Genomic DNA, 25,746 nt, shown 5'->3' on the forward strand with positions numbered 1-25,746 from the left:
TCTCTTTATTTCTGCTGCTCCATCAACGGAAGCCTTGTTTCCTCCTGTCTTACATCAGTAGCAGTTTCTTTCCATTCTAATATGCTCCATTCCAGCATTTCTCCTGTCTCTCCATCCGTCTCTTCCGTAATAGAAAGCTTTACACGTAACTCCTGTGTGTCTGTCTCCGGCACACAAAAGCTTATGGTATCAGCTGCATCCTTCACCTCCGGCAATCCGGAAATTTCCTGCAACGCCATTTCTTTATTTTCGGATTCTTCCAGAATAGCATCTATCTCTGCTAAGACATCATTTGCCTTGTTACATGCTTCATAATAGGCACTCATCTTATCTGCCGCCCGTTTACTGTATTTATAATCCCGCAGGGACGAAGATAATGACAACACTGCGAATAATAAAAAAGTCAGAATCAATACTACCACTAACAAAAAAGAGTATCCAAAAGGACTGGCTATACGCGGTCTGCGTTTTTCTTCGTATAATGCACTCTTACTCATCTTCTGCCGCCTCTCTCTGACTGATTACTCTCTTTAGTTCCACTTCATAAATAATCTTATCTTTCTCCCCGTCCTTCTGCTTTACTGCAAAATGACCGACCATCCGCTGCTTCGCTTCACCCAGTGTAATCCACAGGGTATATTCCGCATCTTTCGTCTTACAGTTCTCCCAGTCAGCAGCAAAGGATACCAAAAATGTATTATCCTCTTTCTCATAATAAGAATACTCTTCCTTCAGATAATCTTCCATATCTGTTCCGGAGCGGAATACTTCTGCTGCCGCTGCAGCCTTATGTACTGCCATATTCATATTTCCTGCATCTTCACTGATGCAATGGGATTTTACAAATAGCTGCAATCCCACCGCTGCAGCAATACAGAAAAATAAAATCGATATCATAAGTTCCAGTAAAAATACCCCGGAACGTCTTGCCTGCCCTTCTATCATATGCCTTCCTCTATTCCTGCCTTCTGCCGACAACAGCCACCACAGTATCCATTTTTCTCCCATCTTCCGACGTACAGGAAAAATGCAATAATCCATTTTCCAAAGCTTCCATCTTAAAATCTTCAACCGGAATGACTGCCTTTCCATCCGCTGTACTTACAGCAGTTCCGGACCGGACAAAAAGCTCTTTCAACATGCCATCCTCTTCAAAAATATAGGTGCAATATTCTTCTCCATCATAATCCTGACGGATAATAAGACTGTCTGTTCCATCTACCGAACCAATAGTAACTGTCCCATTATCATTCTGATGAATCTTCTCCGTAAGATAAGACAATACTGTTCTGCTTTCATAATTTTCATCTGCCATAGTCGTCGTATCCTGATAAATATCTGCTGCCAGGATAAGCACCAGAAGTCCGCAGATTGCCAGCAGCCCAAACAATGCCCATGGAAATAATATATCAATTGTATGTTTTCTGGCGGTACTCTCTGCCATATTCATCCCTCTTCACTCTAATTCTTGCGCTCAATTACTGTCACATCCGGCATAATGTTTGCTCCAAGCAGCTGGTAGTCCACAAAAAACTGCTCCTTATCATAGGAAAAACCATACTGTTCTTCCAGATACGAAAGACTGTCCGGGTAATGTCCTTCCAGCACATAACACTGCACGATTTCCCTCTGCAGAGCCTCTTCTAAAGAACGTTTTTCCTCCTCTTTACTATCCGCCATCAATCGGTTCAATCCATGGCAGGTCAATAAAATAATACAACAGGAAATGGCCACCGTAAATAATATCTTTGCCCAGACAGAATGCCTTTTTTCATGAAAAAAAAGCCTCTTTCGACGAAATCCTTCCATATGCATCTCCTTCTTACAGTCCTGCCATAATTCCCATCAACGGAAGAATCACGGATAACAGTATCATTCCGACAATAACAGACAAAATAATTACAAGTGTCGGTTCTAATATTGCAATATAAGAAGACATTCTCTGATCAATTTCTCTTTCATACTGTCTTGCTATCGTCTCTAATGTTTCATCGGTCTCTCCGGTTTTCCCGGAAATCACCAGCATCCTCTCATACAAGCCCTCAAATATTCCGGCACCGCCTACTGCTGCTGCAAAATCCTCGCCCTCTTCCATTTTCTGGCTGCATTTCTTAATCTTCTTCGAAAAATTCTTATCTGCAATCAATTCGTCTGCAAATTCCAGTCCCTTTTGCGGATTTTGTCCACTCTTTAAAGTCAGATACAGGCTGTCTGCGAAACGGCATGCTGCGATTTTATCGTATAAGCCATGAAACAAGTGCATTTTTCTGCTAAAACCAGCAAACGCTCTTCGTCCTCTGCTGCTCTTTACAAAATAAACAAATACTCCAACGATTACCGCCGCTATTGCAATGAATACAATTGCATAATTCGAAATTGTTTTTCCCAATGCCAGCATACCACCGGAAAATCCGGTCATCTGTCTGCCTAACTGGTGAAATACCTGTTCAAATACCGGCATTACTTTTGTCAAAAGTATCACAATTACAGCTATCATCATAGCAACCATAATCAAAGGATATGTAAGTGCACTTTTAATACTCTTCTCGATCTCATCCTCACGCTCGTAATGGTGAGTCAGCCCATTCATAACATCATCCAGTGTACCTGTTTCTTCTCCTATCTTAACCATCTGAAGAAGATAATCCGGAAATACACCGGTCTTTTCCAGTGCCGGATATAACAGTCCTGTATTTATCATTTCATCATACATTACCTGAAGTATTGCCTTTTCCTGCACATCCTTTGCATCTTCCAGTAATAATGACACCCCCTCAACTGCCGGAAAGCCTGCATGCAGAACCATTGTCATCTGGCTGCAAAAAGATGCACATTCAAGATTTGACAGCTTTTGCTGTTTTTTACTTTTTCCCATACTTTTCTTCCTCTCTTAATATGTGTACTTTATAATATAACGGCTTCCATCGCCAATATAATCTTTTACGGTATCATCATCATTATTGGCTGCCAGGGTCGGATCCATAAGAGACCAGTCCTTTCCATCAAAAGATATTATATTATCTACCCAGCCTATCTCATCCACATAACAGCTGATCCACGCATGATAAGCCTCACCCGCATATCCTACCTGAAGTTTGGTTGGAATTCTCTGCGAACGAAGCATCGCTGCCATCAATGCTGCATAATCAAAACAGATTCCTTTTCCGGACGAAAGTGTTTCATCTACATCCGGCACATATCCATATGCAACATTCTCTGCTTTTTCTTCATCATATGTAATATTTTCAATTACATAATGATAAATGTTGGTTACTACATCAAGGTCACTGCCGCAGCCTGCTGCCAGTTCTTCCCCTTTCTTTACCGCCTTGGAATTCTCATCAAAATCCACATAGCAGTTAGGTGCCAGAAATGGGACAAATTCATCCGTAATGGTAACATCAATACTCTGGGTAAATGCTGTTGCATACAAATTTTCTTCTACTGATGCAGCTTCATATAAAGTCAACTGGTAAGTACCGCTTCCCTGTGTCAGCGGATATACAATATACGTTCCATTCTTTGTCACCAGATAGGTATATGCTTCCCCTTCCGGTGTCTCTATCTGGAATTTCACTTTTTCATTGGTTCCGGTATAATTAAGCATCACATAACCATCGGATGCATGCGATGCATCAATAGCAATCTGATCTGTCCCATAAGTCACTTCTCCGGAAGCCTCCGGATGTAATACTTTTGCTGTCGCATCGCGATTTCCCTTTGCGATATCATTGCTGCTTTGATCCGGAGAATTCTTCTCTCCGCCACAGCCTCCCAATGCACCGCTCATCAACAATATCCCTGCGGCCATCCATATTATCAGGTAATATTTCTTACTGTGCCGGCTCTTCTGCCTCTGCATGACAACACACCTATTCCTTTTCCTGTATATTCCTGCTATCTGTACCTATATATAATAAAATTGCCGCCAGTAATACAACTGAGACGATTACAATTTTACCGTAAAAGGTTACCATAGCTGCAAATATCCCTCCTAATACCGGAATGGTCAGGGTTACTTTTCCAATTACCTGTGCATAGGAAACCGGGGAAATATCCTCCGCTTCATTTGCATCTCCTTTGGTAATCAGCTGACCGGACACCACCTGATTCTTCACCACACGATGGGTAATGATAATTCCCGCATCTGTATCGCTCCGATATGCCACAACTTCACCTTCCATAAGTTCTGCCGGTGCTTCTTCCCTGACATAAATAAGACTTCCTACCGGAATCGCCGGTTCCATGCTTCCGGTTACAACTGTATAAATATCAAACCCTGTAAGCCTTGGTAATGTCAATGGTATGCAAATCAGAATCACCAATATCAGAAGAGATACTCCTATCATACTACAGATTCTGGCTATTGTCCTCTTTTTTCTTTTTGTTTTTCCCATTCGTTAATGCCTCTGCTCTGACATTCATTTTCTTTCTTCGTAATGCAAAAGCAGTAAGAGCCACAAGTCCTGCAACTGCCACTGATGCTACACCAATCAGCAATGGCATATTTCCTGCCGGTCTTTTGGTCTTCTCAACCTTTTGCTGCATATCTGCTAACGGAGTTTCCTCATCATCAAGATTTACCAGTTCCTGCGGAGTCTCTTCATCCGGAATATTTACATTTCCATCTGCCCCTTGATTATTATCCGCATTGGCATCATCTGCTGCATTCGCATTGTTTGCTGCATTTGCATTGTTTGCTGCATTTGCATTGTTTGCTGCATTTGCATTGTTTGCCGCATTTGCATCATTTCCGGCATTTGCACTGTTTGCCGCACTCTGTGTATCCGCCGTGTATACAAACGTAAAAATGTTTTCCGCTTCATTGCTGTTTAAGGTTTTCGTCAGATTATATGCCTGCGGACGATAATTTTCAAAATATTTAAACGCCACCACCGGCTGGTCACCCACTGCACCATAGAAGGTTTCACTGTCTGAAAGTGCATTTCCATTGGCATCCTGATAATTCACAGTATATGCTACCATATTTCCCGCAATTGCATATGCTGCTACATACTCCTGATCAGATTCTACCACAAAGGCAGATTTTCCAACAGTATTATTATCCCTTCCGCTCTCCCGGATTCCACCAATATAATATTTTCCATCTTCCTTTAGCTGAATACAGGACTGTGCCCGAACCATAACCCGGTCACCATATTTCAGTCCACTGATTTTTATTTTTTCTCCCTGGCTTTCCTTTTCAATCTGATAAGAAGAACCTGTTATATGATTGTCTACTGTAATTCCATTCGTATCTGAAAAATATCCCTGATTTCCAGAGCATAACGTTACTGTATAGGTATATTCTGTTTCATTTCCACCAACTTTTGCCCATGCCTGTACCGGAAATGCCAGTGTAAGTAATGTTGTAAATAAAATACTTCCGCGAAGAATACGTTCCATTCTTTCTTTTATTTTATTCTTCATCCCTTACTCCTCCTTTTCCAACCGATTTTCAGCTGCCTCATCTTCTTTTCGTGTCCTCTTCACTCTCACAACAAAAAAGACGACTAAAACAAGTCCTGCCGCCAGAGCAAGTGCCGAAAAAAGAAGCACCTGATTATTGTCACCCGTTTTAATAACCACATGATTCGACAATGGTGTTGAACCACTGGATAATAATTCTACCGCAAAATTCATCTGCAATTTTGCCAGGGTATCCTGATAGGTATTTCCCTGTGTCTCACCTTCCAGCTTTACGGTTAGTGCAATCTCTGCTTTTTCACCTTTCGCAAGCTCATCCAGATAGAAATAATCTTTCATTGCATTGGTTGCCTGGTGAAGACCTTCACCACTTTCTCCTACCGTATCTCCACCTACATTTTCACTGCTGTATAAAATACGGTTACTTCCATCCGGAGCCGTAAAAGAAAGTATGTACGAATACGCTCCTCCGGAAGCCACACTCTGTGAATCCTCAAGGCTCTGTAATACCTGATTTGTCATATACCACTGCGTATCCCCATCATAGGTATTCTTTAACTCCAGTCTGATATTTACCGTATCTCCCGGCTGAAGCTGATATATCGCATCATCAATATCTGCATTTTTAAATGTGCTGTTTAATTTTTCTCCATCAAACGTTACGTTCCAGTCATCACCGCCGGAGAACTCTTCTGCCTGTACCTGAACAGGGGCTGCTGCAACCAGAGCCAGAGCTGCCATGATACCAATCCATTTTCTCTTCATCTCAGTCTCCTCCTTACTGCAGTAATGTCAGATTTCCATTGGAATCAACAGAAACATCAACTCCCCAGGCACTCTTAATCGCATCCTGCGCATTGTGTGTCTGTACGGCATCCACTTCTGCCTCTACATGAAAGGAAACCCCATTATAATTAAATGTTGTAGTAGTGGTCTTAAGTCCATTTTCCTCCGTTGTATGCTCCGTTACCTTTGACGTAATAGAATTATCAATCTTTAAAGTATCAGAAAATGCCGGTGTACTCTCACCCACCTTCAATACCGATGGCCAGTAAAGAACAGTTCTCTCCTCCGTAGATGCATTTTCATCCACAATCCAGCCATTCTGGGTCAGGTTTAATTCAATCAAACTCGGAGCAAGTGTTGTTTCCTTGCTTCCATCCTCATTCTTCCAGCTCTTATAAATTCTCACACGGACATATTCATCAATATTGCCACTGTTTTTTACGGAAAGTGCTTCCTTATAATTTCTTCCGGCTACCAGCTTTCCATCGGTCTCATCCAGCATATCTGTAAGAAGTGCTCCCTGATTTTGCTTCCAGGCATCATCACTTCCTGCATAATCACGGCTGCTGATATTCTTAGAACCCTTGGCAGATTCTTCCACCAGAGTCACTCCGATATCATACATTTCCATCTGTGCGGTATAATTCTCACTATAGTAAGTAAGTGCTGCTCTCGCACTTCCAACTGCACTTCCTGCCAGAAGAAGTACTGCAGCACCCAATAATAAAAAGGTTCCTTTTCTTCCCTTCATTACTTTTTTCAATCGGCTCATTCTTCACCAGCCTCCCTTGCATCTGCAGTTCCTATATCTGTCCTGGTATCTGCAATCCGGTTCCAGTCTGCATATGGTGTTCCATCCTCTTCATAGAGAACTGGTGTACACTCCTGAACGACCACTACATTAAAACTCTCTTTATATTCCTCCGGTATTGCTATTTTGGCTAAAAGTTCTTCTGTATTGCCACTTACCGGAACAATATCACTATAATACCAATAGCCATCTTCGCCCTGAATCCAGGACGATCCGGACATAGTTAATGTAATCTGACTTCCTGCGAATACTTTTACTCTGACAAAGCAATCACTTTCTCCTGTATTTGTAAGTACGATATGCTTCTCCATATTTTCAACTTTTTCTTCTATTGTAGTTTCATTACCAAGTGTAATCGGATATCCTCCTTCCGCTTCCACATAAGTTGTAAAATACGCCATTGCCGGTGGCACTGCTGCCCCTGCAAGGAATACCAATGCTGCTGCAGTCAGCCAGAACACTTTTGTTTTTTTCTTCATCATCTTATATTCCAGCCTCCTTTATTCTTCCTTTACACTATTATCCGGTAATTGTGTCCACTGCCATCCCTCATCTTCATCATAATCGAAATGATTGGTCACTCCGTAGCCCGGATTCAATCCGTGGTCATATGTATTATCAAACTCCACTGTTACGATTTCATCCGCACTGATTTCTGCTGTCTGCTGTGGCTCACTTACCAGTCTATAACCAGCCCCACTATATACCTCTGTCACAGTAACTTTTGCACCTGCCGGAATATGATCTGCAATTGCCGCTTTCGTTCCTGCCGATGAATGTGTGGTCGATACTACATTACTGTATACCGTATTACCATTTTCATCTACTGCTTCTATCGAAAATACAAAGGTTACCTCTTTCATTGTCTCATTATAGTTATCAAGATTTTTCTGTATAAGAAGACTTCCATACCGTGGAGAACGTTCCGGTTTTAGATTTGCTGTAACCTCATAAATCCATTTGTTTTCTGCGCCTGCAGAATGAAATGCCTGATTATCCGGCAACGCAATCAGACCTGGATTAAAATTATACTCATAAAAACCGGTTGACGCAGTTTCAACCACAACAAGATATATCCCAGAATTCAGTTCTTTCTCTCCTGTTCCATCCGTAATCGTGCATTCTGTATCCGGGGTTTTATCCGAAGCGAGCTCCGCTGCCTTCGCTGTCATCTCTTCCCATGTAACATCTCCATTTACCGCATCTTTTAAAGAGAGGGATTTAAATTCTGATGTTTCGCTGTACTCTCCTGCTGCATCCATAGTCGCTACCTGATATATTTTAGCATGCAGTTCCATCCCATTCAGTTCTTCCGTATATTCTTCGCCCTTCGGCACAGATAAAGTCAAAGTACAAGGTTCTGCCGGATCTATTACATTGGTGGCATATGCAGATGCCACATGTAATCCTGCTGCTGCCAAAAACAACGTCAGTAATCCCGCAATATACCCTTTCTTTATTTTTAACTTTTTCATTTTCCACCCTCCTTAGAACCTCTTGAAACTTTTCTATCTCGAATAATCTTTATCAAAACTGTAATCAGAATTGCTGTTGCAACTGCCAGTATTGCATATAACATATAATAATCTTTCACCGTCTGAAGCATAGATTCATTGGCTATTGCCTTCTCATCATCCTCTCCATTATACGGGACACTGTGACCACGCACCAGCAGTCTATGGCTGTTTACACCATATGGGGTGCAGGTGAAAAGTGTTACATAATCTTCCCCTTCGACATTCTTCATTGCCTCTGTCAAAGTATCCGTATCATCCTTTTCTACCATCGGCAGAATCTGATCCACTTCATATGCAAGCACCTTATCCAGTACATGCACATAGAATTTATCACCTTCTACAAGCTGGTCAATATCGGTAAAAAGTTTCGCACTTGGCAGTCCGCGGTGTGCTGCCAGTACACTATGTTTTCCCTCACCACCAACCGGAAGACTGGTTCCGGACATATGACCTGCGCCAATCTGTAATACTGCCTCCGAAGTTCCATGATAAATCGGAAGTCTCTGTTCTATTTTCGGGATGGAAATATATCCCATAATCCCATTATCTCCCGGATTTAATACGGACCAGTATTTACTTCCTCTCATATTCTGTTCTTCCTGCGAAAATGCATCCCCATCGAAGGTATTATTACCTATCTGGGAATTATATTCCTCTGCCATCTCCCAGAGCTTCTGATAGTCTATTTCATCCATATCTGCAACAGTTTCTTCATAACTGGCAATTGCCCTGCTCTGATGGTATTTATTCCATTGTTCTGCCACAGTCGGATATGCAAAGATTCCCAGTCCGACCAGGAAAACCAGTCCAAGCAGAATTCCAGGTAATTTCTGCTTCCATTTCTGTTTCATTCCCTACTCCTTTTTCCTCTTCCAGCTAAACCGCTGCCAAATCAAAAGTCCCAGTAAAATCCAGAACAGTAATATAATCGCAACTACAATTGCAACTGCAGAAGTATTGACAAGATATCCATCTGCCGTCACAAAGTTACCGCTTTCCTCCTGTGAAATCCGCTCACCCCTTACCAGCAGCCGATGAGAATTGATTCCATATGGAGTGCAGGTCATTAATGTACAATAATCTTTTCCCTCTTCAATTATAAGATTATTAATTTCCTGTGGTTCTACAATTTTAATCTGATCCACCTGATAAGTCAGTTTGCGATCCAATACGGTAACGGTAAAGGTATCTCCTGCTTCCATTTTATCCAGATTTGTAAAAAGTCTTGCAGACGGAAGTCCTCTGTGTGCAGAAAGAACACTATGTGTGCCTTCTCCTCCAACCGGCAAACTACTGCCCTCTAAATGGCCTGCTGCAACCTGTAATACTCCTTCCGAAGTTCCATGATAAATCGGGAGTTCCACACCTAACTTTTCAATTGTAACATAACCCATGATGCCGGTGCCGGAAATATCAAGAATGCTGTTATAATCGCCAGCCTCTGCATAATTCAGAAATGGCCGGTTCACATCCTTTAATTTTTCATTGTAGGTATCAGCTTTTTTTAACATTGTGTCTTTTTCTTCTTCTGTCAGTGATTTTACGGCATTACTATAAGACGCAACGGCTCTTGACTGGACTTTTGAATTCCAGTAAGAACTAATTGGCGGATACAGCATCACGGAGAGACCTATGATAAAAACAAACACTAACATTACATTCCGTTTATCTTTCTTAAATAATTTCTTTAATGTCCTCTTCATAGATTTCTCCCTAATGCTGTCAAAGTCCCAGCGAGCGGGAATTTTCTTCCAGTCTCGTTCGTGTATAAACCGGCGGTTCACCGGAAATTCCCGGTGAATTACCGCCGTTCATCTTAAAATTCTAGTTTTTTGCAGTACGTTTTCTTGCGATTAACAATACAGCTGCTACAATCATGATAATCGCACCTACGGTATAGAAAATCTTAGTACCGATACCACCGGTTGCAGGAAGTTCAGTTCCACTTAAGTTCTGTACATCCGTGGATACAGCACCTGTTCTTAAAGTTGCTGTAAAGATTGCTTCTGTTCCTTCTGAAACAACCTTTCCAGAAGTATCCTTTACTACTAATGTCTTTAATTCCGGATTATCTGATGTTGTATCATAGGTTGCTTCTACTGAAAATACAAGATCATCTGCTTTATTGTATCCTGCCGGAACAGTTGTCTCAACCAATTTATACTGGCCTGCATCTACACCTTTGAAATAGAAGGTTGTTACTCCTGTAATCTCATTTCCAACTGCAACATAATCACCTGTAGTGCTGTCTAATTTGTAAAGGGTAAATCCTGCACCCTCAAGAGGAGCATTGTTACCGTCTACCTTATTTGCAATTAAATTATATGTAAATACAATAACTTTATCTTCCGGAGTTACACCTGTGCCATCCCCATAAGGATTGTTGCTGTATTCCAGTTTGGATACGTTGGTGTTTCCACCTTCACCGATTACTGCATTTTCATTCAGTTTTGCGGTGTAATTTACAACTACTTTACTTCCAGCTTTTACTGCTTTGATATTCTTTAAATCTGCAAAACGAACTTCAAAAGTGCAGCTATCATCTAAATCTTCTGTAACTACTTCATAGCCGGTTGTTACTGCTGTTCCGTCCACTGTTACAGTTACAGAATCTGCATTGAAAGTAAGTCCGTCAGACATGGTATCATGGAATGCATAATAATAGCTTCCATAGTTATCGTATTTTGCATCTACAGTACCGGTTAACTGGAACGGTACATCATCTCCGATATCGTAATCTGCTGCATCCTGCCAGTCACTTTCTGCACCGGTAGAGTCATTTTTCTCTTTTACTTTCTTTTCAAGTTCCGGTCTGTCTTCCTTTGTTGTTACAGTTACGCTGTCATTTCCAGCTGTGTCTAACATAACAAGGGAATAGGTATCACCTTCATCACCTGTTTTTGTTTCTGCAATCAGGTAATAACCCTGATCAACACCGCTAAATTTATCATTGGATGTTTTTGCTTCCGGCTCTAATGTCTTGATTTTTGCAAATACTGCATCTGCAAATGCACGAATACCATCTGCATCTAATCCTGAAATGTAATTAATTACATCCTTATCTTCTGTTTTTCCTGTTACTTCTTTCAATGCTGCTGCATACTTATCATTTAATGTGTATGCAAATTTTCCTTCACCACCATCTGTAGCATTCAGCAATCTGTATGCCGCATATTCAGAACCTGCTGCGCCATTTGTAATTGTAATGTCTGCTGCATAAACAGTAACACCCATTGCAAATGCCATAACCATTGCAACCATTGCTGCAAAAAGTTTTTTCAATTTTTTCATCTTCTTTCTCCTTCTTTGACCTTTTAATATATTTGATACCTGAAACGGATTTCCTCAAAAGGGGGCTTTATATGCCTGCCCCCCTTTCTCTTTTCCGTCTCATCCGGTATCCATACAACAGGGATGACATAAGCATAATTGCTGCACCACCTATAGTATAAACAGTAGTACCTGTTCCTCCTGTTGCCGGAAGTTCATAACCGTATTCCTGATTCTTAACCTGAATCGAAATACTATCAAGATTATCATAATAGGTAAAGGTATATTTATTTTCTTTGCTTAATTCTGTACCCTTCTGACCTATTCCAACTAACTCATAACCATTTACCAGTTTTTCTTTCACCGTGTAGACCTGACCATCTTCCAACGCTTTATTACCATTCTGGTCTGTAATGGTCTTCAATGCAACCGATCCACCCTGGCATACGGCAAATTCTGTAATATAATCAGCTTCCTCCATTGAATCACCCTTATATAATACAAAAGTAAAGGTTTTCATCTGATCATATGGAAGTTCATTTCCATATGCATCCAGAACGTCTTTCTCAATTACCGGTTTCTTATAAATCTTTACTCCGACCTTCGGAGGCTCTGCCCGCAGTGTTTTTTCATTTCCGTTTACTTCTGCCGTATACTGGTATGCGAAGCTGTTCCATGCAGTCTCACCCGGGTTTGCATTCTCTCCTACTACTCCATTATATTTCATGGTAAGAATACAGCCCTTCTTTAATGCAAAGGTATCTGCCATCTTTATACGGAAGGACACATCATCTGACTGCCAGAAGGAATGCCACTGTTCTGTTGAAGTACCCGACATATCAGCTTCAGTAAAGCTTACCAGATTTGAAAATTCCACAAAATAATCCACGCCTTCTTCCAGCTGCCGTTTTGTGCCGCTCTCCTCAGTTACCCAGAGTTCCAGTCCTTCGGCATATGCAACAGAGAATTCACTGCCTCGTTTTTCTTTCTGGTTCAGTACTCCGGTATCATTTATATGTGGCATACTGTCTACAATAACCATCTGTGTAAAGGAGTTATTGCTGACATTTTCAATATTGTTGGTGTAAATCACATCTTTTCCATCTTCATCCAGATAAATGTAATTCTTTCCTTCCAGTCCAAGATAGCCGCTTCCCCGGTTATCTGAATTACCGGTTTCCTCTACCGTTTTCCATGAGAATGAACCGTAATCACCCAATGCATAAACACAATCAGAAGCTTTTACTCCAATATATTTTCCACTGTCATCCGTCACCAGTTCTCCCGTTTTTACACTGTTATCATCAAACGGATCATCCGGCAGGAGATATGCAGTATTTTCATAAATCCTGTTCTCATATACTGTATTTCTGGTATATACCGTAAACTCCGCTTTTCCACCTGCAGGAATCTGATATTCTTTTCCCTCCAGATACAGTGAAAACTCGTGGGCCGCATTATCCGGTATCAGCTTCCATACTTCTTCCGACAAATCATACTTATGAAGTACATTATCATCCTCATCATAAATGGTCAGTACAAAAGCATTTTTGTCAAGTCCCAGGTGAAGGGTTTTATTAGTTGCCTCTTCTTTCGACAATATATGGAACGGAGACTGAACAGAATCTTTAATTGTATAATCGCAGATCGGAATGGTTCCATCGTTGCGTAACTCCAACAGCCACTTTGTCGTTACATTCGGCTGTATATTGTCCTTCTCTTCCAATTCAACAGCATCTTCCACATTTTTACCAGATGGTATATAGGACGCTGCTTTCTTGGTAATTCCCGGAACAATTACATCCTTTGGTGTTATTGTTACAGATGACGAAATAACCCTCTTTTCTCCTACAATTCCTTTATCTTCCGATGTGCCGTTATTCTGTCTGGAATCATCCCTTGTTCCTTTCATTGTAATGTCATTCGGATTCTCACGATATTCCACATCCTTATCTACCAGTAAATCCACGGTATTGGTAATTGGAACATCTAATTCCACGTCTTTACTTACCTTGCACATCACAAAGAATGAAAGATTCTTTCCTGCCGGCAAATCATAACCTTTGCCATCGTCTCCAATCGTAAAGGTAACCATATGATTTTCCTTATCATCATTGGTCATTGCAATGGTAACATCCCTTACCAGACTTCTGCCATCGATATTGGTTACCTGCGCCATGTTCCAGTCGTTTGACTTAATTGGTTCACTATAACTCTTTTCAATCTGAACCGGAAGCGTATATCCCAGGCCCGGACGTATTCCAACATATTCCAGACCATCCGCCATATGATCTTCCAATGTATCAATATGAACCGGATCTTCTCCTGTATTTGTTACTGTAATATTGTAAATCACATAATTTCCGAGATAATTTCCTTCATTTACACTCTTAGAGAATATGGACTTATCTTTTAACTGGCTGGTCTTCCACTGATGGAACTGATCCAGAATTGCCCACACACTCTTCTGCACATCTACCGCCTGATCCAGCTCCTTTTTTCCTTCCGGTTCCCCTTTTACCGTTACTGTATCCTTCATTCCGTTTACGGTTGCACTATTGGTATAAGTAAAGGTTCCCGTCTGTTCATTCTCTTTATCATCCATATAAATGTAAGCATTGAATTCCTTTTCAATTACCTCACCCGGTGACATGGTGCCAATCCTCCAGATTAAACGGATCCCTTTATGTGCACTGATATTCGTTCCATTGCTCTTGCCAATCCAGTATCTCCTTATCTGCACATATTCACCATTTATTTTTGTATAATAAGTTCCCCAGTCAGATGTATTTTCTACATACTCTTTCCAGCTGATACCAGCCTCTACCAGTTCCTCATCATTTTTAGGATATCTGGAATTTAACGTTCCTGCCTGCTTTGCCTTATAAATCTTGTATTCATCCGAAGGAAAGACATGATATGGCATATCATCTGTCAATGACAGTCCGCCTTTCTTATATGCGGCATCTCCATCAGCATTTGTAATCGTTATGCTGTATTTAAATAATTCCTCTGCTTTAAAGGTTTCTCCACCTTCCCCGCCATTAACCTTCTTATCTACTGTAATCGGATTTTCAGTCTCAATTACAATTTCAGAATCCTCACCGGTTGAAGTACTCTTTACATAATTCTTAAAATGATAATCAGAAGCCTCCGGCAGTTCATTAACATCAACCTTACATACATACTTAATGGTCACCTTCTCCTTTGCATTCAGCCTGCCAAGAGAAAATGTCAGTGTTTTATCATTTATCTTTAAGCCAACCTTGCGGCATCCACCGGTCGCATTGGTTGACTCTGCCACAAAATCCGTCTCGCCCTCCGGAACCTGTGCTCCATTCTTATCTATAACATACTGGAAAATAAGTCCTTTTGGCAGAGTATCTTCTAACGTCTGCTCAATGGTTTTATAATCTTCCATATTTTCAATCGTTATCGTATAAGTAACTAAATCACCATTTTTTACATTCTTCTTATCACCGCTCTTTTCAATAATGAGTTCCGGCTTTTTATAAATAACCGTTATTGTTGAACTCTTATCTTTATAAGAAGCTTTATTATGAATGGAAGTATTATTTTTATACTTTGCCATTTCTTCCTGGCTTTTTACATTAGCTGCAAAAGTAAATGAGACCTTTTCACCGGCTTTTAATGTACCAGGTGTAAAACTTATTGTTCTGGCTGCTTCGTCATACTCTGCTCCTTTATCACGGATTTCCTGTATCTGCTCCGATGTCAACGTCAGATGCTCTGGTAATTTATCTGTCACCTTATAAACGCTTCCATCTGAAGCTTCTCCCTTAATCGGATTGTTTCCCGTATTTTCTAGCGTAATCGTATAATTAATGGTATCTCCGGCAATTACTTCTTTCTTATCCGCCGTCTTAACAATTCTAAAGTCCTCTTTTATTTCCGGTCTTGACTTTACATCTGCAGACAATTTTGTGTGTTCATATTCTTTATAGGGAACAGATTCAAAATCAACATGATTTGTAATTACATCTTCCTTAACTTTTTCTGCGGCTGTTGTAATATAATTATCTGTTAATACTAATTTTGATACATCCAGACTTGCGCTTACATTCAGATGCTCCTGTTCTCTTGTTGGCACACCATCTGTCATATGCTGGTTCGGCACACTAATCTTATATATAACTGTTTTTCCATCCAATGTCAGACTTGTAACGGTTCCTCCCTGAAGATCAGTAAACTGGAAAATCACATTTCCATTGCTATCCACAATGGAAGCTCCATCTTCACTGACCCTGGTTTCTTCCGGAAAACTGATTCCATCCGGTAATGTCAATACATCACTCAGCTCTACATGATCTGTCCAGATTGCTCCTGTATCACCAACTCCGCATGGATTCATACTATTTGCAGTGATTCTATAATCTAATGTTCCTTCCAGCTTATTGGTCTTTCCATTCACCGGAATAATTTCCTTGCTGACAGTTTTTTTCAAATCCTGCCAGAGATTCGTTCCATGCCAGATTAATTCTGCCGGTTCAGAAATCACATCATTGTCTTTCTGATCTGGAATCTCCGGTGTCAATGTGACCTTGGAATCTTTTTCCATAATTCCATTTAAAGAATTAAACTGCAAGTCGAAGGAAACAGTTGAACCTGCAGGTGGCTCAAACTCTATGTAAGTCTCATCATCTTCTTCTACCAGTTTTACTTCCAGTGTTTCTTCTGTTGTTTCACTGACCGCTTTATAGGTAACCTGCATAACATCACTTTCTTCAAAACCGGTCAATGTAACTCCTTCCGGTAAATCACTAATCCGGATACGAACCGGTACCAGCTCTGTATCTGTCGGATTTGAGTTGGTTGCACTCACGGTTGCATACAGAATCTGTCCATTTTTCCCATCATCCGGACTCTTCTGTGAAACGCTCAAGTTAATACGCTCACTAATCGTGCCTCCGGCTGACGTCTGCTCTGTTTCCTTATTTCCTGTTGCTGCAAGTCCCGGAAGAATCAGTCCCCAGACTACACCCACTGCCACAAGAACGCAGCATATCCCCAGTAAAATTTTTGTTCTTCTGCGGATTTTTCTCTTTTCTTCTGCTTTCTTTACATGTTTTCTTACATTTTCCTGCATATCCCTATCTCTCCCTATTTAAGGAATCCCATTTTACTCAATGGCCAGAATCGAAAAGCCACCTTTCCAATTATCTGTTCTTCTGCCACACACCCAATGGCTGAACTCCGGCTGTCAACCGATACTGAACGATGGTCTCCCATCACAAAATATTTGCCTTCCGGCACCTGATAAGGAAAATCAATATCACATTCCCCTAAATCTTTCTTTATTGCATATGGTTCATCTAATTTTTCACCATTTACATATACATTGCCGTCTTCGTCTATATCTATGTAATCACCTGGTGTTCCTATGACTCTTTTCACAAGTATCTTACTCTGATAGTAAAAGCTTATGATATCTCCCTGTTTGATTTTTGTGGTTTTCTTTATTACTACCAGCTCACCATTCTCTAATGCCGGTTCCATGCTCTTACCAGAAACCTGCAATACCGGTACTAATCTTGTTGCAATCAATACTGAAATTGCTGCCACCACAAGCAGTATTCCAATCGCACTGAAAAGATGTCTCTTCTTCTCTCTGCAGGCCTGTTCCGCCTGTATACATTGAAGTGCCGCATCTAATTCTATTTTCTTGTCCTTATTCCCGTCATTTTCTTCTGTAGTTTCCTGCAAATCCTTCTGGAGTCCCTCTATAATTTCAATCAACTCCCAGCGTTTCAGCTTGCGGAAATCCTTATCTGCCACAAACTGCACCCCCTGTTATTCTTTTGCTGCCTTTATTATGACCTTCCCCTGTCTTTTCATGCATGTGATTTTTCTTTTGTGTTGAATGTAAGTATATATATTTTTTGTATAGAATTATGTCATATTCTGGCATATAGATTTGATTTTTTCTAACGAAATAATCAGACTAATTTAATTTGATATCGTTCTTATAAAGTAAAAAAAGAGACGTAACTTACATTTCTGTAAATTACGTCTCTTTTATTTTACTTAATCGTCAGATTCTTCTGTCCAATCAGCTAATCTTATTTGTAAAGTTCAACTAATCTTAACAGATGTTCATAACGAGCCTTTGCAGCTTCCTCAGATGCTTTGAACAGTTTTTCTGCTCTGTCTGGGAAGGAACGTGTTAATCTGCTGTAACGTGTCTCGTTATTTAAGAAATCCTGGTAAGATCCATCACCTGGCTTAGAAGTCAATGTGAATGGGTTCTTTCCTTCTGCTTTCAATGCCGGGTTGTATGAGAATAAGTTCCAGTAACCTGCTGCTACTGCTTTCTTCATCTCATCCTGGCAGTGGTTCATTCCACCCTTAACACCGTGTAACTCACATGGAGCATATCCGATGATAAGTGAAGGTCCGTTGTATGCTTCTGCTTCAGCAATTACCTTAACAGCATTTGCCATATTTGCACCAAGAGCGATCTGTGCTACATATACATAGCCGTAGCTCATAGCGATTTCTGCAAGGCTCTTCTTGCCAACTTCTTTACCAGAAGCAGCGAACTGACAAACCTCACCGATGTTAGAAGCTTTAGAAGCCTGTCCACCTGTATTAGAGTACATCTCTGTATCGAATACCATTACGTTTACGTTCTCACCGGAAGCAAGTACATGGTCTAATCCGCCGAAGCCGATATCGTAAGCCCATCCATCACCACCGAAGATCCATACAGACTTCTTAGCAAGGTAATTCTTCTTATCTAATGCATCCTTAGCATCCGGGCATCCTGCTGCTGCAGCTTTCTCTAACTCAGCAACTAATGCTTCTGTTGCAGGTGTATTAGCTTTTGTATCATTCTTAGTCTCTTCGAACTTGTCAAATGCAGCCTTTAATTCTGCGCTTGCTTTATCAGACTCAGCACATTTCTTAGCGCTTGCAATTGCCTGCTCACGAAGAACTTTCTGTCCGATTTCCATACCAAAACCATGCTCAGCGTTATCCTCGAATAAGGAGTTTGCCCAAGCCGGACCTTTCTTGGAATCTTTGTTTACTGTATATGGTGATGTTGCTGCAGGACCGCCCCAGATAGAAGAACATCCTGTTGCATTGGAAATATACATATGCTCACCAAATAACTGAGTAATCAAACGAGCGTAAGATGTCTCTGCACAACCTGCACAAGAGCCTGAGAACTCAAGCAATGGCTGATTGAACTGGGAACCTTTAACGGTATTGTCTGCCGGCATACCAGGTTTCTTTCCAACGTTTGCTACTAAGTAATCGAATACTGGCTGCTGATCTGCCTGTGATTCCTGAGGAACCATTTCGATTGCGCCTACTGGACATACCGTAATACACTCGCCACATCCCATACAGTCTAATGGGGATACGCTCATTGTATATTTGTACTCGCCAGCCTTTGGCTTTGTATCAGCAAGTTTTGTCTGCTCTGGAGCAGCTTTTACTTCTGCTTCGTCTAACATGAATGGACGAATGGTTGCATGTGAACATACGAATGCACACTGATTACACTGAATACATTTCTCAGCATCCCATGTAGGAACGGTTACGGCTGTACCACGTTTCTCATATGCTGCCGCACCATGTTCGAACTGTCCATCCGGATTCTTTGCAAATGCAGATACCGGAAGGCTGTCTCCGTCCATCTTGGAGATTGGCTCCATTAAGTCTCTTACCATCTTAACAGTCTCAGGACGTCCGGTTAATTCCTTCGGAGTTGGATCTGCTTCTGGGTTAGACCAGGATGCTGGAACTTCAACCTTATGTACTGCGTCTACACCAGCGTCGATAGCTTTGTAGTTCATTTCTACGACAGCATCACCCTTCTTACCGTAGGATTTCTTAGCTGCTGCTTTCATGAATTCTACTGCATCGTCGATAGGCATAACGTTTGCAAGTTTGAAGAATGCAGACTGTAAAATTGTGTTGGTACGTTTACCCATACCAATTTCAATTGCTTTATCAATTGCATTGATTGTATATAACTGAATGTTGTTATCAGCAATATATTTCTTTGCTTCAGCATTCAGATGATGAGCTAACTCTTCGTCTGACCACTGGCAGTTAATCATGAATACTCCGCCTGGTTTAACATCCTGGGCCATCTTGAATCCTTTGGTTACATAAGATGGGTTGTGGCATGCTACGAAGTCAGCCTGATTGATGTAATATGGGCTCTTGATTGGCTTGTCACCGAATCTTAAGTGAGAAATTGTTACACCACCGGTCTTCTTAGAGTCATACTGGAAGTATGCCTGGATGTATTTATCTGTGTGGTCACCGATAATCTTAGTAGAGTTCTTGTTAGCACCTACAGTACCGTCTCCACCAAGACCCCAGAACTTACACTCTACAGTTCCTTCTGCAGATGTGATAGGTGCTGGCTTAACCTCTGGTAAGCTTAAGTTTGTAACGTCATCTACGATACCTACTGTAAATCTGCTCTTTGGAGCATCTTTTTCCAGTTCTTTATAGATAGCGAATACAGATGAAGGAGGAGTATCCTTAGATCCTAATCCGTAACGGCCGCCGCATAATACAACGTCGTTTAATCCTGCTTCACGTAATGTTGTAGCTACGTCTAAGTATAATGGGTCTCCTAATGCTCCTGGCTCTTTTGTTCTGTCAAGAACAGCAACTTTCTTTGCAGTCTTTGGAAGAACTTTTAATAAGGAAGCAGATACCCAAGGACGATACAGACGAACTTTGATTAATCCGACTTTCTCTCCTGCTGCTGTTAAGTAGTCGATTACTTCTTCTGCTACGTCACAGATAGATCCCATTGCTACGATAACACGGTCTGCATCTGCTGCTCCATAGTAGTTGAATAAGTCATAATCTGTACCAAGTTTTTCATTGATTTTGCCCATGTATTTCTCAACGATAGCCGGTAACTCATTGTAAGCTGTATTACAAGCTTCACGATGCTGGAAGAAAACGTCTCCGTTTTCATGGGAACCACGCATTGCTGGATGCTCTGGGTTTAATGCATGCTCACGGAATGCTTTTACAGCGTCCATGTTGCACATTTCTTTCAAATCTGCGTAATCCCATTTCTCGATTTTCTGAATCTCATGAGATGTACGGAATCCATCAAAGAAGTTGATGAATGGAACTTTTCCTTCAATTGTTGCAAGATGAGCAACTGGGCTTAAGTCCATAACTTCCTGTGGGTTTGTCTCACATAACATAGCAAAACCTGTCTGACGACAAGCATATACGTCACTGTGATCACCGAAAATATTTAAGGACTGGGTTGCAACGGTACGTGCTGATACATCAAATACACATGGAAGCTGCTCTCCAGCGATTTTGTACATATTAGGGATCATTAATAAAAGACCCTGGGATGCGGTAAATGTAGTGGTTAAAGCACCTGCTGCAAGAGAACCATGTACGGCACCTGCTGCTCCTGCCTCTGATTCCATTTCTACGACTTTAACCTGATTTCCAAAGATATTCTCCTGACCTGCTGCGGACCACTGGTCTACGGAGTCAGCCATTGGACTGGACGGGGTAATAGGATAAATAGCTGCAACGTCTGTGTATGCATAAGCTACATGAGCTGCTGCTGTATTACCGTCCATTGATTGTTTTGCTCTGGACATTATTTATTCCTCCTTATTTAAATAAAAAACTTATGTCTTATCGACCTAAATCACATTTTAGCATTTTATTTGTCGATTATCAAGATTATGGACTGTACGAAATGAAGAACAATCACGAATTTTTTCTATAAGAAGTTTTAGTTGCTTTTCCGCTGTTTTTCTAGTATGATACGAATTGGTGCATAAGCATGAAAGCACCGTAAATTCAAAGAGTCAGGAGATTTGATTATGATAAGTGCAAACAATGTAACTTTACGAATCGGGAAGAAAGCCTTGTTTGAAGATGTAAATATTAAATTCACGGAAGGCAACTGCTACGGTCTGATTGGTGCCAATGGTGCCGGTAAATCTACTTTCTTAAAGATTTTATCCGGACAATTAGACTCCACCAGCGGCGATGTGGTTATTACACCGGGACAGCGTCTTTCCTTCCTGCAGCAGGATCACTTCAAATATGATGAGTACTCCGTTTTAGATACCGTTATCATGGGAAATAAACGTCTCTATGATATCATGAAGGAGAAGGATGCTATCTATGCAAAAGAGGATTTTTCCGATGAAGATGGTATCCGTGCCAGTGAACTGGAAGGCGAATTTGCTGAAATGGACGGCTGGAATGCAGAATCCGATGCTGCCATGTTATTAAATGGTCTTGGCATCCCGACAGAAGACCACTACACCACTATGCGTGACCTTCCGGGTGCTACCAAGGTTAAGGTGCTCTTAGCCCAGGCATTATTCGGTAATCCAGACATTCTGCTCTTAGACGAGCCGACCAACCACTTAGACTTAGATGCCATTGCATGGCTGGAAGAATTCTTAATTAACTTTAACAACACTGTAATCGTCGTATCCCATGACCGTTACTTCTTAAATAAGGTATGTACTCATATTGCCGATATCGATTATGGCAAGATTCAGTTATATGCCGGTAACTACGATTTCTGGTATGAGTCCAGCCAGCTTCTTGTTAAGCAGATGAAAGAAGCCAATAAAAAGAAGGAAGAAAAGATTAAAGAGTTACAGGAGTTCATTTCCCGTTTCTCTGCGAATGCTTCCAAATCCAAACAGGCAACTTCCAGAAAACGTGCCCTTGAAAAAATCGAGCTGGATGAAATCAAACCTTCCAGCCGTAAATATCCTTACATTGATTTCCGCCCACAGCGTGAAATCGGTAATGAGGTTCTTACCGTAGAGGGGCTAAGCAAAACTATCGATGGCGTAAAAGTATTAGACAATGTATCCTTTATCTTAGGACATGATGATAAAGTAGCTTTTGTCGGAAGCAACGAGCTTGCCAAGACTACCCTCTTTAAGATTCTTGCCGGTGAAATGGAGCCGGACGAAGGAACTTACAAATGGGGTGTTACGACTTCCCAGTCCTATTTTCCGAAGGACAATACCGAAATCTTTGATACTGACCTTGTTATCACAGACTGGCTGACCCAGTATTCCGAGATCAAAGATGCTACTTATGTACGTGGTTTCTTAGGAAGAATGCTTTTCGCCGGTGAAGACGGCATGAAGAAAATGAGAGTCCTTTCCGGAGGAGAAAAAGTGCGTGTACTGCTCTCCCGTATGATGATTCAGGCTTCCAATGTCTTAATCTTAGATGAGCCTACCGACCACTTAGACATGGAGTCCATTACCGCATTAAACAACGGTCTGATTAAATTCCCGGGTGTTGTACTCTTCGCTTCCCGTGACCACCAGTTCACACAGACCACTGCCAACCGCATTATGGAGCTTCTTCCAAATGGCGGACTCATTGATAAGATTACCACTTACGATGAATACTTAGAAAGTGATGAAATGGCAAGAAAACGTCAGGTTTACTCCATGAGTGAAGAAGACGAGAATGATAACTAAAAATAGCTTTTAAGATAGAAAGCAGGTGTTCCAATCAGAACACCTGCTTTTTTGCTTTACCGAAAATTGCTTTCCTGTAACACACATTTCTTGTTATTTGCATATATTATTTATACCTGACATTTACACCGTCATTATGCGAATCATAATTATTAACCGGTCACTTAGGTTGTCGTATTATAAATCTCTCCGGTATTATAATTGTAGGTATATGTACCTGTATTACCATATGTATTGCCCTTGGATGCTTCCCGTTCTGCATAATAATCTGCCAAAGATGCTTTTGCAGATACCTGATATCCATAGGAACCATTTCCATTGAACAAAGATTTTACCAAAGACATATCTGCCTTCTTAAAGGTATCCTCATCAATACTGAGTTTGTTATCTACACCAACGGTAATTCCAACCTTAGAAAGTAACTTTTCATTGGAATCTGTAGTCCGAACCATGGAAGAAACTGCATTGAGAATTCCATTGGTATTGGAATCTTCTGATTTCTTCAGCAGGTTATTGTAGCTGTCTACAAAAGCACTTACTTTCTTATAAATTGCGTCTTTATCATAATCTGTTGTGGTATTACCCTTTGCATCGGTTGTTGTTACTTTGTTAAATACAGACTTCTTGGTCTTATCCAGTAAAGCATCGGATGCACCCTTCAACTCTTCCGCAGCATCTTCAATTTTTGCTAATGTCTTAGTATCATCCTTTGCAGTAGACGTTGAAGTCTTCTTGTTTGTCTCTACAATCTTGCTGGCAGAATCATTTCCACCATAATATGCCTTCATCAGTTTAAAATAGGAACCGGTACGAATTGCAGAATAATCAGCAATATTAATTCCTAACAAACCGCTGTTTGAAGTTCTGCTTCCATTTGATAATCCGGAAAACAATGTGTTAATTGAATTCAAATCATAATTTGAAATGCCTATCATATAATCACTCCTTTGATATCTGATGTGTAACATCCTTGTCCCACGTCTGCCTATTGTTAAGTCTATTATAGCATTTTAGGCACAGGATTGCAATATTGTGTAAAATCCACAACTTTTTATGTGATTTTTTTCATCTATTGTAACTTTTCACAAAGTTTTTATGGTTTGTTCATAGTTTTGTCATATTTATAGCATACTATAGAACCATCAAAAGAAACTCATGTTTTTAGATATATTTTTTCATAATAGCCTCGGCATCCGAAAGATGTCGGGGCACTCCTCATTTTAGGAATAATTTTTTATGTTGGCTGGATACCAATATATTTGATAACATAAATTACAGGATTTAACAGGTTTCTATGTCAGGCATAAAATACCGCAGTTCTAGAACACATATTTTTCTTTTTACAATATAAAGTGTCTTTCCAATGTTTGACAAACTATCAGCACGGTTCGTCAAAAGGACGGATGTTTGACAAAATTTATTAGGGGCACTTAGAATTTCGTATAGCAACCGGCAACGCCGGCACAGGATGTGCCGGCGAGGTGCAATCTGAACATGGATGTGAATTTGCACCGGTTGCCGGGCAAAACACAATATGTTTCGAAATTCTTAGTGCCCCTTATAAACTTTTGTGTAACATCCGTCTTTGACGGACAGTGCGGATAGTCAGTCAAAGCAACGGAAAGACATTTTGTAATCAAGAAAAAATATGTGCTAAGAACTGCAGATATTCCATGCCAATTAACATAGAAACCTATTAAATCCTGCAATGCTTTGTTATTCAACATTATTGGTATCAAGTCAACATTAAAATCCATCCTACAAATTCTCAATCTGCCAGTCTATCGGTGCTACTCCATGCTCTTCTAAAAATGCATTCGCCTGTGAGAAATGTTTGCATCCGAAGAAACCACGGTATGCCGAAAGCGGGCTTGGATGAGGTGCTTTTAATATCAGATGCTTCGGATTGGTAAGCATCGGAATTTTGCTCTGTGCCGGTCTGCCCCACAGCATATAGACAACTGGTCGATCCTGGGCATTGACCGCCTGGATAATGGCATCCGTAAAATGCTCCCATCCTTTGCCCTGATGGGAGTTCGCCTGATGTGCACGGACGGTCAGAACCGTGTTCAATAATAATACACCCTGCTTTGCCCATTTTTCCAGATAACCATTGTCAGGGATATAGCAGCCAAGGTCATCCTGTAGTTCTTTATAGATGTTCTGTAAAGATGGTGGAATCTCTTTCTGATCCGGCAGTACGGAAAAACTAAGGCCATGTGCCTGATGTTCATTATGGTATGGATCCTGTCCCAAAATCAGCACCTTTACTTCTGAAAGCGGTGTTAAGTGCAAGGCATTAAAGATATCATCTGCCGGTGGATATACCACATGGGTGCTGTATTCTTTTTTTACAAAATCATATAAATCTCTGTAATATGGCTTTTTAAACTCGGCAGATACACTGTCCAGCCAGTCATTGGTAATCATTGCCATAGTT

General features: G+C 40.8%; 21 protein-coding genes. 1 reads left to right on the top strand and 20 read right to left on the bottom strand.

Translation table 11 applies throughout. From position 1 onward, the window contains the following. Positions 1 to 5: 5 nt before the first annotated feature. The 18 genes from DWX96_RS04700 to nifJ all read right to left on the bottom strand — a co-directional run bounded on the left by DWX96_RS04700 (position 6) and on the right by nifJ (position 21,437). Positions 6 to 497 (bottom strand): hypothetical protein, encoded by a 492-nt coding sequence (locus DWX96_RS04700; RefSeq protein WP_117840816.1) that lies wholly within the window; start codon positions 495 to 497, stop codon positions 6 to 8. Continuing rightward, a complete protein-coding gene (locus DWX96_RS04705; protein WP_117698197.1) occupies positions 490 to 945 on the bottom strand; it encodes a hypothetical protein in 456 nt (151 codons plus the stop codon). Before DWX96_RS04705 ends, DWX96_RS04700 begins: the two co-directional genes overlap by 8 nt. A gap of 10 nt (positions 946 to 955) precedes the next feature. Further along, positions 956 to 1,444 carry a DUF4860 domain-containing protein gene (locus DWX96_RS04710; RefSeq protein WP_158552059.1) on the bottom strand — a complete coding sequence of 163 codons (489 nt, stop codon included), beginning with the start codon at positions 1,442 to 1,444 and terminating at the stop codon, positions 956 to 958. Positions 1,445 to 1,461: 17 nt separating this feature from the next. Further along, complete coding sequence (locus DWX96_RS04715; protein ID WP_117840813.1) at positions 1,462 to 1,809, bottom strand: hypothetical protein; 348 nt, start codon at positions 1,807 to 1,809, stop codon at positions 1,462 to 1,464. A gap of 13 nt (positions 1,810 to 1,822) precedes the next feature. Then, positions 1,823 to 2,875: a type II secretion system F family protein gene (locus DWX96_RS04720; RefSeq protein ID WP_117840812.1), complete on the bottom strand. Its 1,053-nt coding sequence runs from the start codon at positions 2,873 to 2,875 to the stop codon at positions 1,823 to 1,825. A 15-nt stretch (positions 2,876 to 2,890) separates the two neighbouring features. Further along, the gene (locus DWX96_RS04725; RefSeq protein ID WP_242988735.1) at positions 2,891 to 3,862 is read right to left on the bottom strand and encodes a transglutaminase-like domain-containing protein; all 972 of its coding nucleotides are present in this window, start codon (positions 3,860 to 3,862) and stop codon (positions 2,891 to 2,893) included. 10 nt (positions 3,863 to 3,872) lie between these two features. Next, a complete protein-coding gene (locus DWX96_RS04730) occupies positions 3,873 to 4,349 on the bottom strand; it encodes a signal peptidase I (RefSeq protein WP_242986144.1) in 477 nt (158 codons plus the stop codon). A gap of 1 nt (position 4,350) precedes the next feature. Then, positions 4,351 to 5,430 carry a MucBP domain-containing protein gene (locus DWX96_RS04735; protein ID WP_199535171.1) on the bottom strand — a complete coding sequence of 360 codons (1,080 nt, stop codon included), beginning with the start codon at positions 5,428 to 5,430 and terminating at the stop codon, positions 4,351 to 4,353. A gap of 3 nt (positions 5,431 to 5,433) precedes the next feature. Further along, the gene (locus DWX96_RS04740; protein WP_118056881.1) at positions 5,434 to 6,192 is read right to left on the bottom strand and encodes a hypothetical protein; all 759 of its coding nucleotides are present in this window, start codon (positions 6,190 to 6,192) and stop codon (positions 5,434 to 5,436) included. Between the two features lie 13 nt (positions 6,193 to 6,205). Beyond that, a complete protein-coding gene (locus DWX96_RS04745) occupies positions 6,206 to 6,985 on the bottom strand; it encodes a hypothetical protein (protein ID WP_118056882.1) in 780 nt (259 codons plus the stop codon). Then, on the bottom strand, positions 6,982 to 7,506 hold the full coding sequence (locus DWX96_RS04750) for a hypothetical protein (RefSeq protein ID WP_118056883.1): 525 nt from the start codon (positions 7,504 to 7,506) through the stop codon (positions 6,982 to 6,984). The genes DWX96_RS04745 and DWX96_RS04750 overlap by 4 nt, the downstream gene beginning before the upstream one ends. A gap of 18 nt (positions 7,507 to 7,524) precedes the next feature. Beyond that, positions 7,525 to 8,499, bottom strand: coding sequence for a DUF5979 domain-containing protein (locus DWX96_RS04755; RefSeq protein ID WP_118056884.1), 975 nt, complete (start codon positions 8,497 to 8,499; stop codon positions 7,525 to 7,527). Then, positions 8,496 to 9,392, bottom strand: coding sequence for a class C sortase (locus tag DWX96_RS04760; RefSeq protein WP_118056885.1), 897 nt, complete (start codon positions 9,390 to 9,392; stop codon positions 8,496 to 8,498). Before DWX96_RS04760 ends, DWX96_RS04755 begins: the two co-directional genes overlap by 4 nt. Before the next feature lie 3 nt (positions 9,393 to 9,395). Next, the gene (locus DWX96_RS04765; protein WP_118056886.1) at positions 9,396 to 10,244 is read right to left on the bottom strand and encodes a class C sortase; all 849 of its coding nucleotides are present in this window, start codon (positions 10,242 to 10,244) and stop codon (positions 9,396 to 9,398) included. A gap of 121 nt (positions 10,245 to 10,365) precedes the next feature. After that, positions 10,366 to 11,832: an isopeptide-forming domain-containing fimbrial protein gene (locus tag DWX96_RS04770; protein WP_118056951.1), complete on the bottom strand. Its 1,467-nt coding sequence runs from the start codon at positions 11,830 to 11,832 to the stop codon at positions 10,366 to 10,368. Positions 11,833 to 11,899: 67 nt separating this feature from the next. Next, positions 11,900 to 16,918: an LPXTG cell wall anchor domain-containing protein gene (locus tag DWX96_RS04775; protein ID WP_118056887.1), complete on the bottom strand. Its 5,019-nt coding sequence runs from the start codon at positions 16,916 to 16,918 to the stop codon at positions 11,900 to 11,902. 14 nt (positions 16,919 to 16,932) lie between these two features. Next, the gene (lepB, locus tag DWX96_RS04780; protein ID WP_118056888.1) at positions 16,933 to 17,607 is read right to left on the bottom strand and encodes a signal peptidase I; all 675 of its coding nucleotides are present in this window, start codon (positions 17,605 to 17,607) and stop codon (positions 16,933 to 16,935) included. Between the two features lie 284 nt (positions 17,608 to 17,891). Beyond that, the gene (nifJ, locus tag DWX96_RS04785; protein WP_118056889.1) at positions 17,892 to 21,437 is read right to left on the bottom strand and encodes a pyruvate:ferredoxin (flavodoxin) oxidoreductase; all 3,546 of its coding nucleotides are present in this window, start codon (positions 21,435 to 21,437) and stop codon (positions 17,892 to 17,894) included. A gap of 228 nt (positions 21,438 to 21,665) precedes the next feature. Between nifJ and DWX96_RS04790 the strand changes: the two genes are divergently transcribed. Then, positions 21,666 to 23,306 carry an ABC-F family ATP-binding cassette domain-containing protein gene (locus DWX96_RS04790; protein WP_022242433.1) on the top strand — a complete coding sequence of 547 codons (1,641 nt, stop codon included), beginning with the start codon at positions 21,666 to 21,668 and terminating at the stop codon, positions 23,304 to 23,306. Positions 23,307 to 23,470: 164 nt separating this feature from the next. On the opposite strand, the gene DWX96_RS04795 is transcribed toward DWX96_RS04790, so the two are convergent. Both DWX96_RS04795 and DWX96_RS04800 read right to left on the bottom strand, forming a co-directional pair. Continuing rightward, positions 23,471 to 24,241: a flagellar filament capping protein FliD gene (locus DWX96_RS04795; RefSeq protein ID WP_117946706.1), complete on the bottom strand. Its 771-nt coding sequence runs from the start codon at positions 24,239 to 24,241 to the stop codon at positions 23,471 to 23,473. An 823-nt stretch (positions 24,242 to 25,064) separates the two neighbouring features. After that, a complete protein-coding gene (locus DWX96_RS04800) occupies positions 25,065 to 25,742 on the bottom strand; it encodes a uracil-DNA glycosylase (RefSeq protein ID WP_022242431.1) in 678 nt (225 codons plus the stop codon). Positions 25,743 to 25,746 lie beyond the last annotated feature (4 nt).

It is taken from the genome of Roseburia sp. AF22-2LB, from assembly GCF_003461125.1.
GTDB classification, from domain to species: Bacteria; Bacillota; Clostridia; order Lachnospirales; family Lachnospiraceae; genus Roseburia_C; species Roseburia_C amylophila.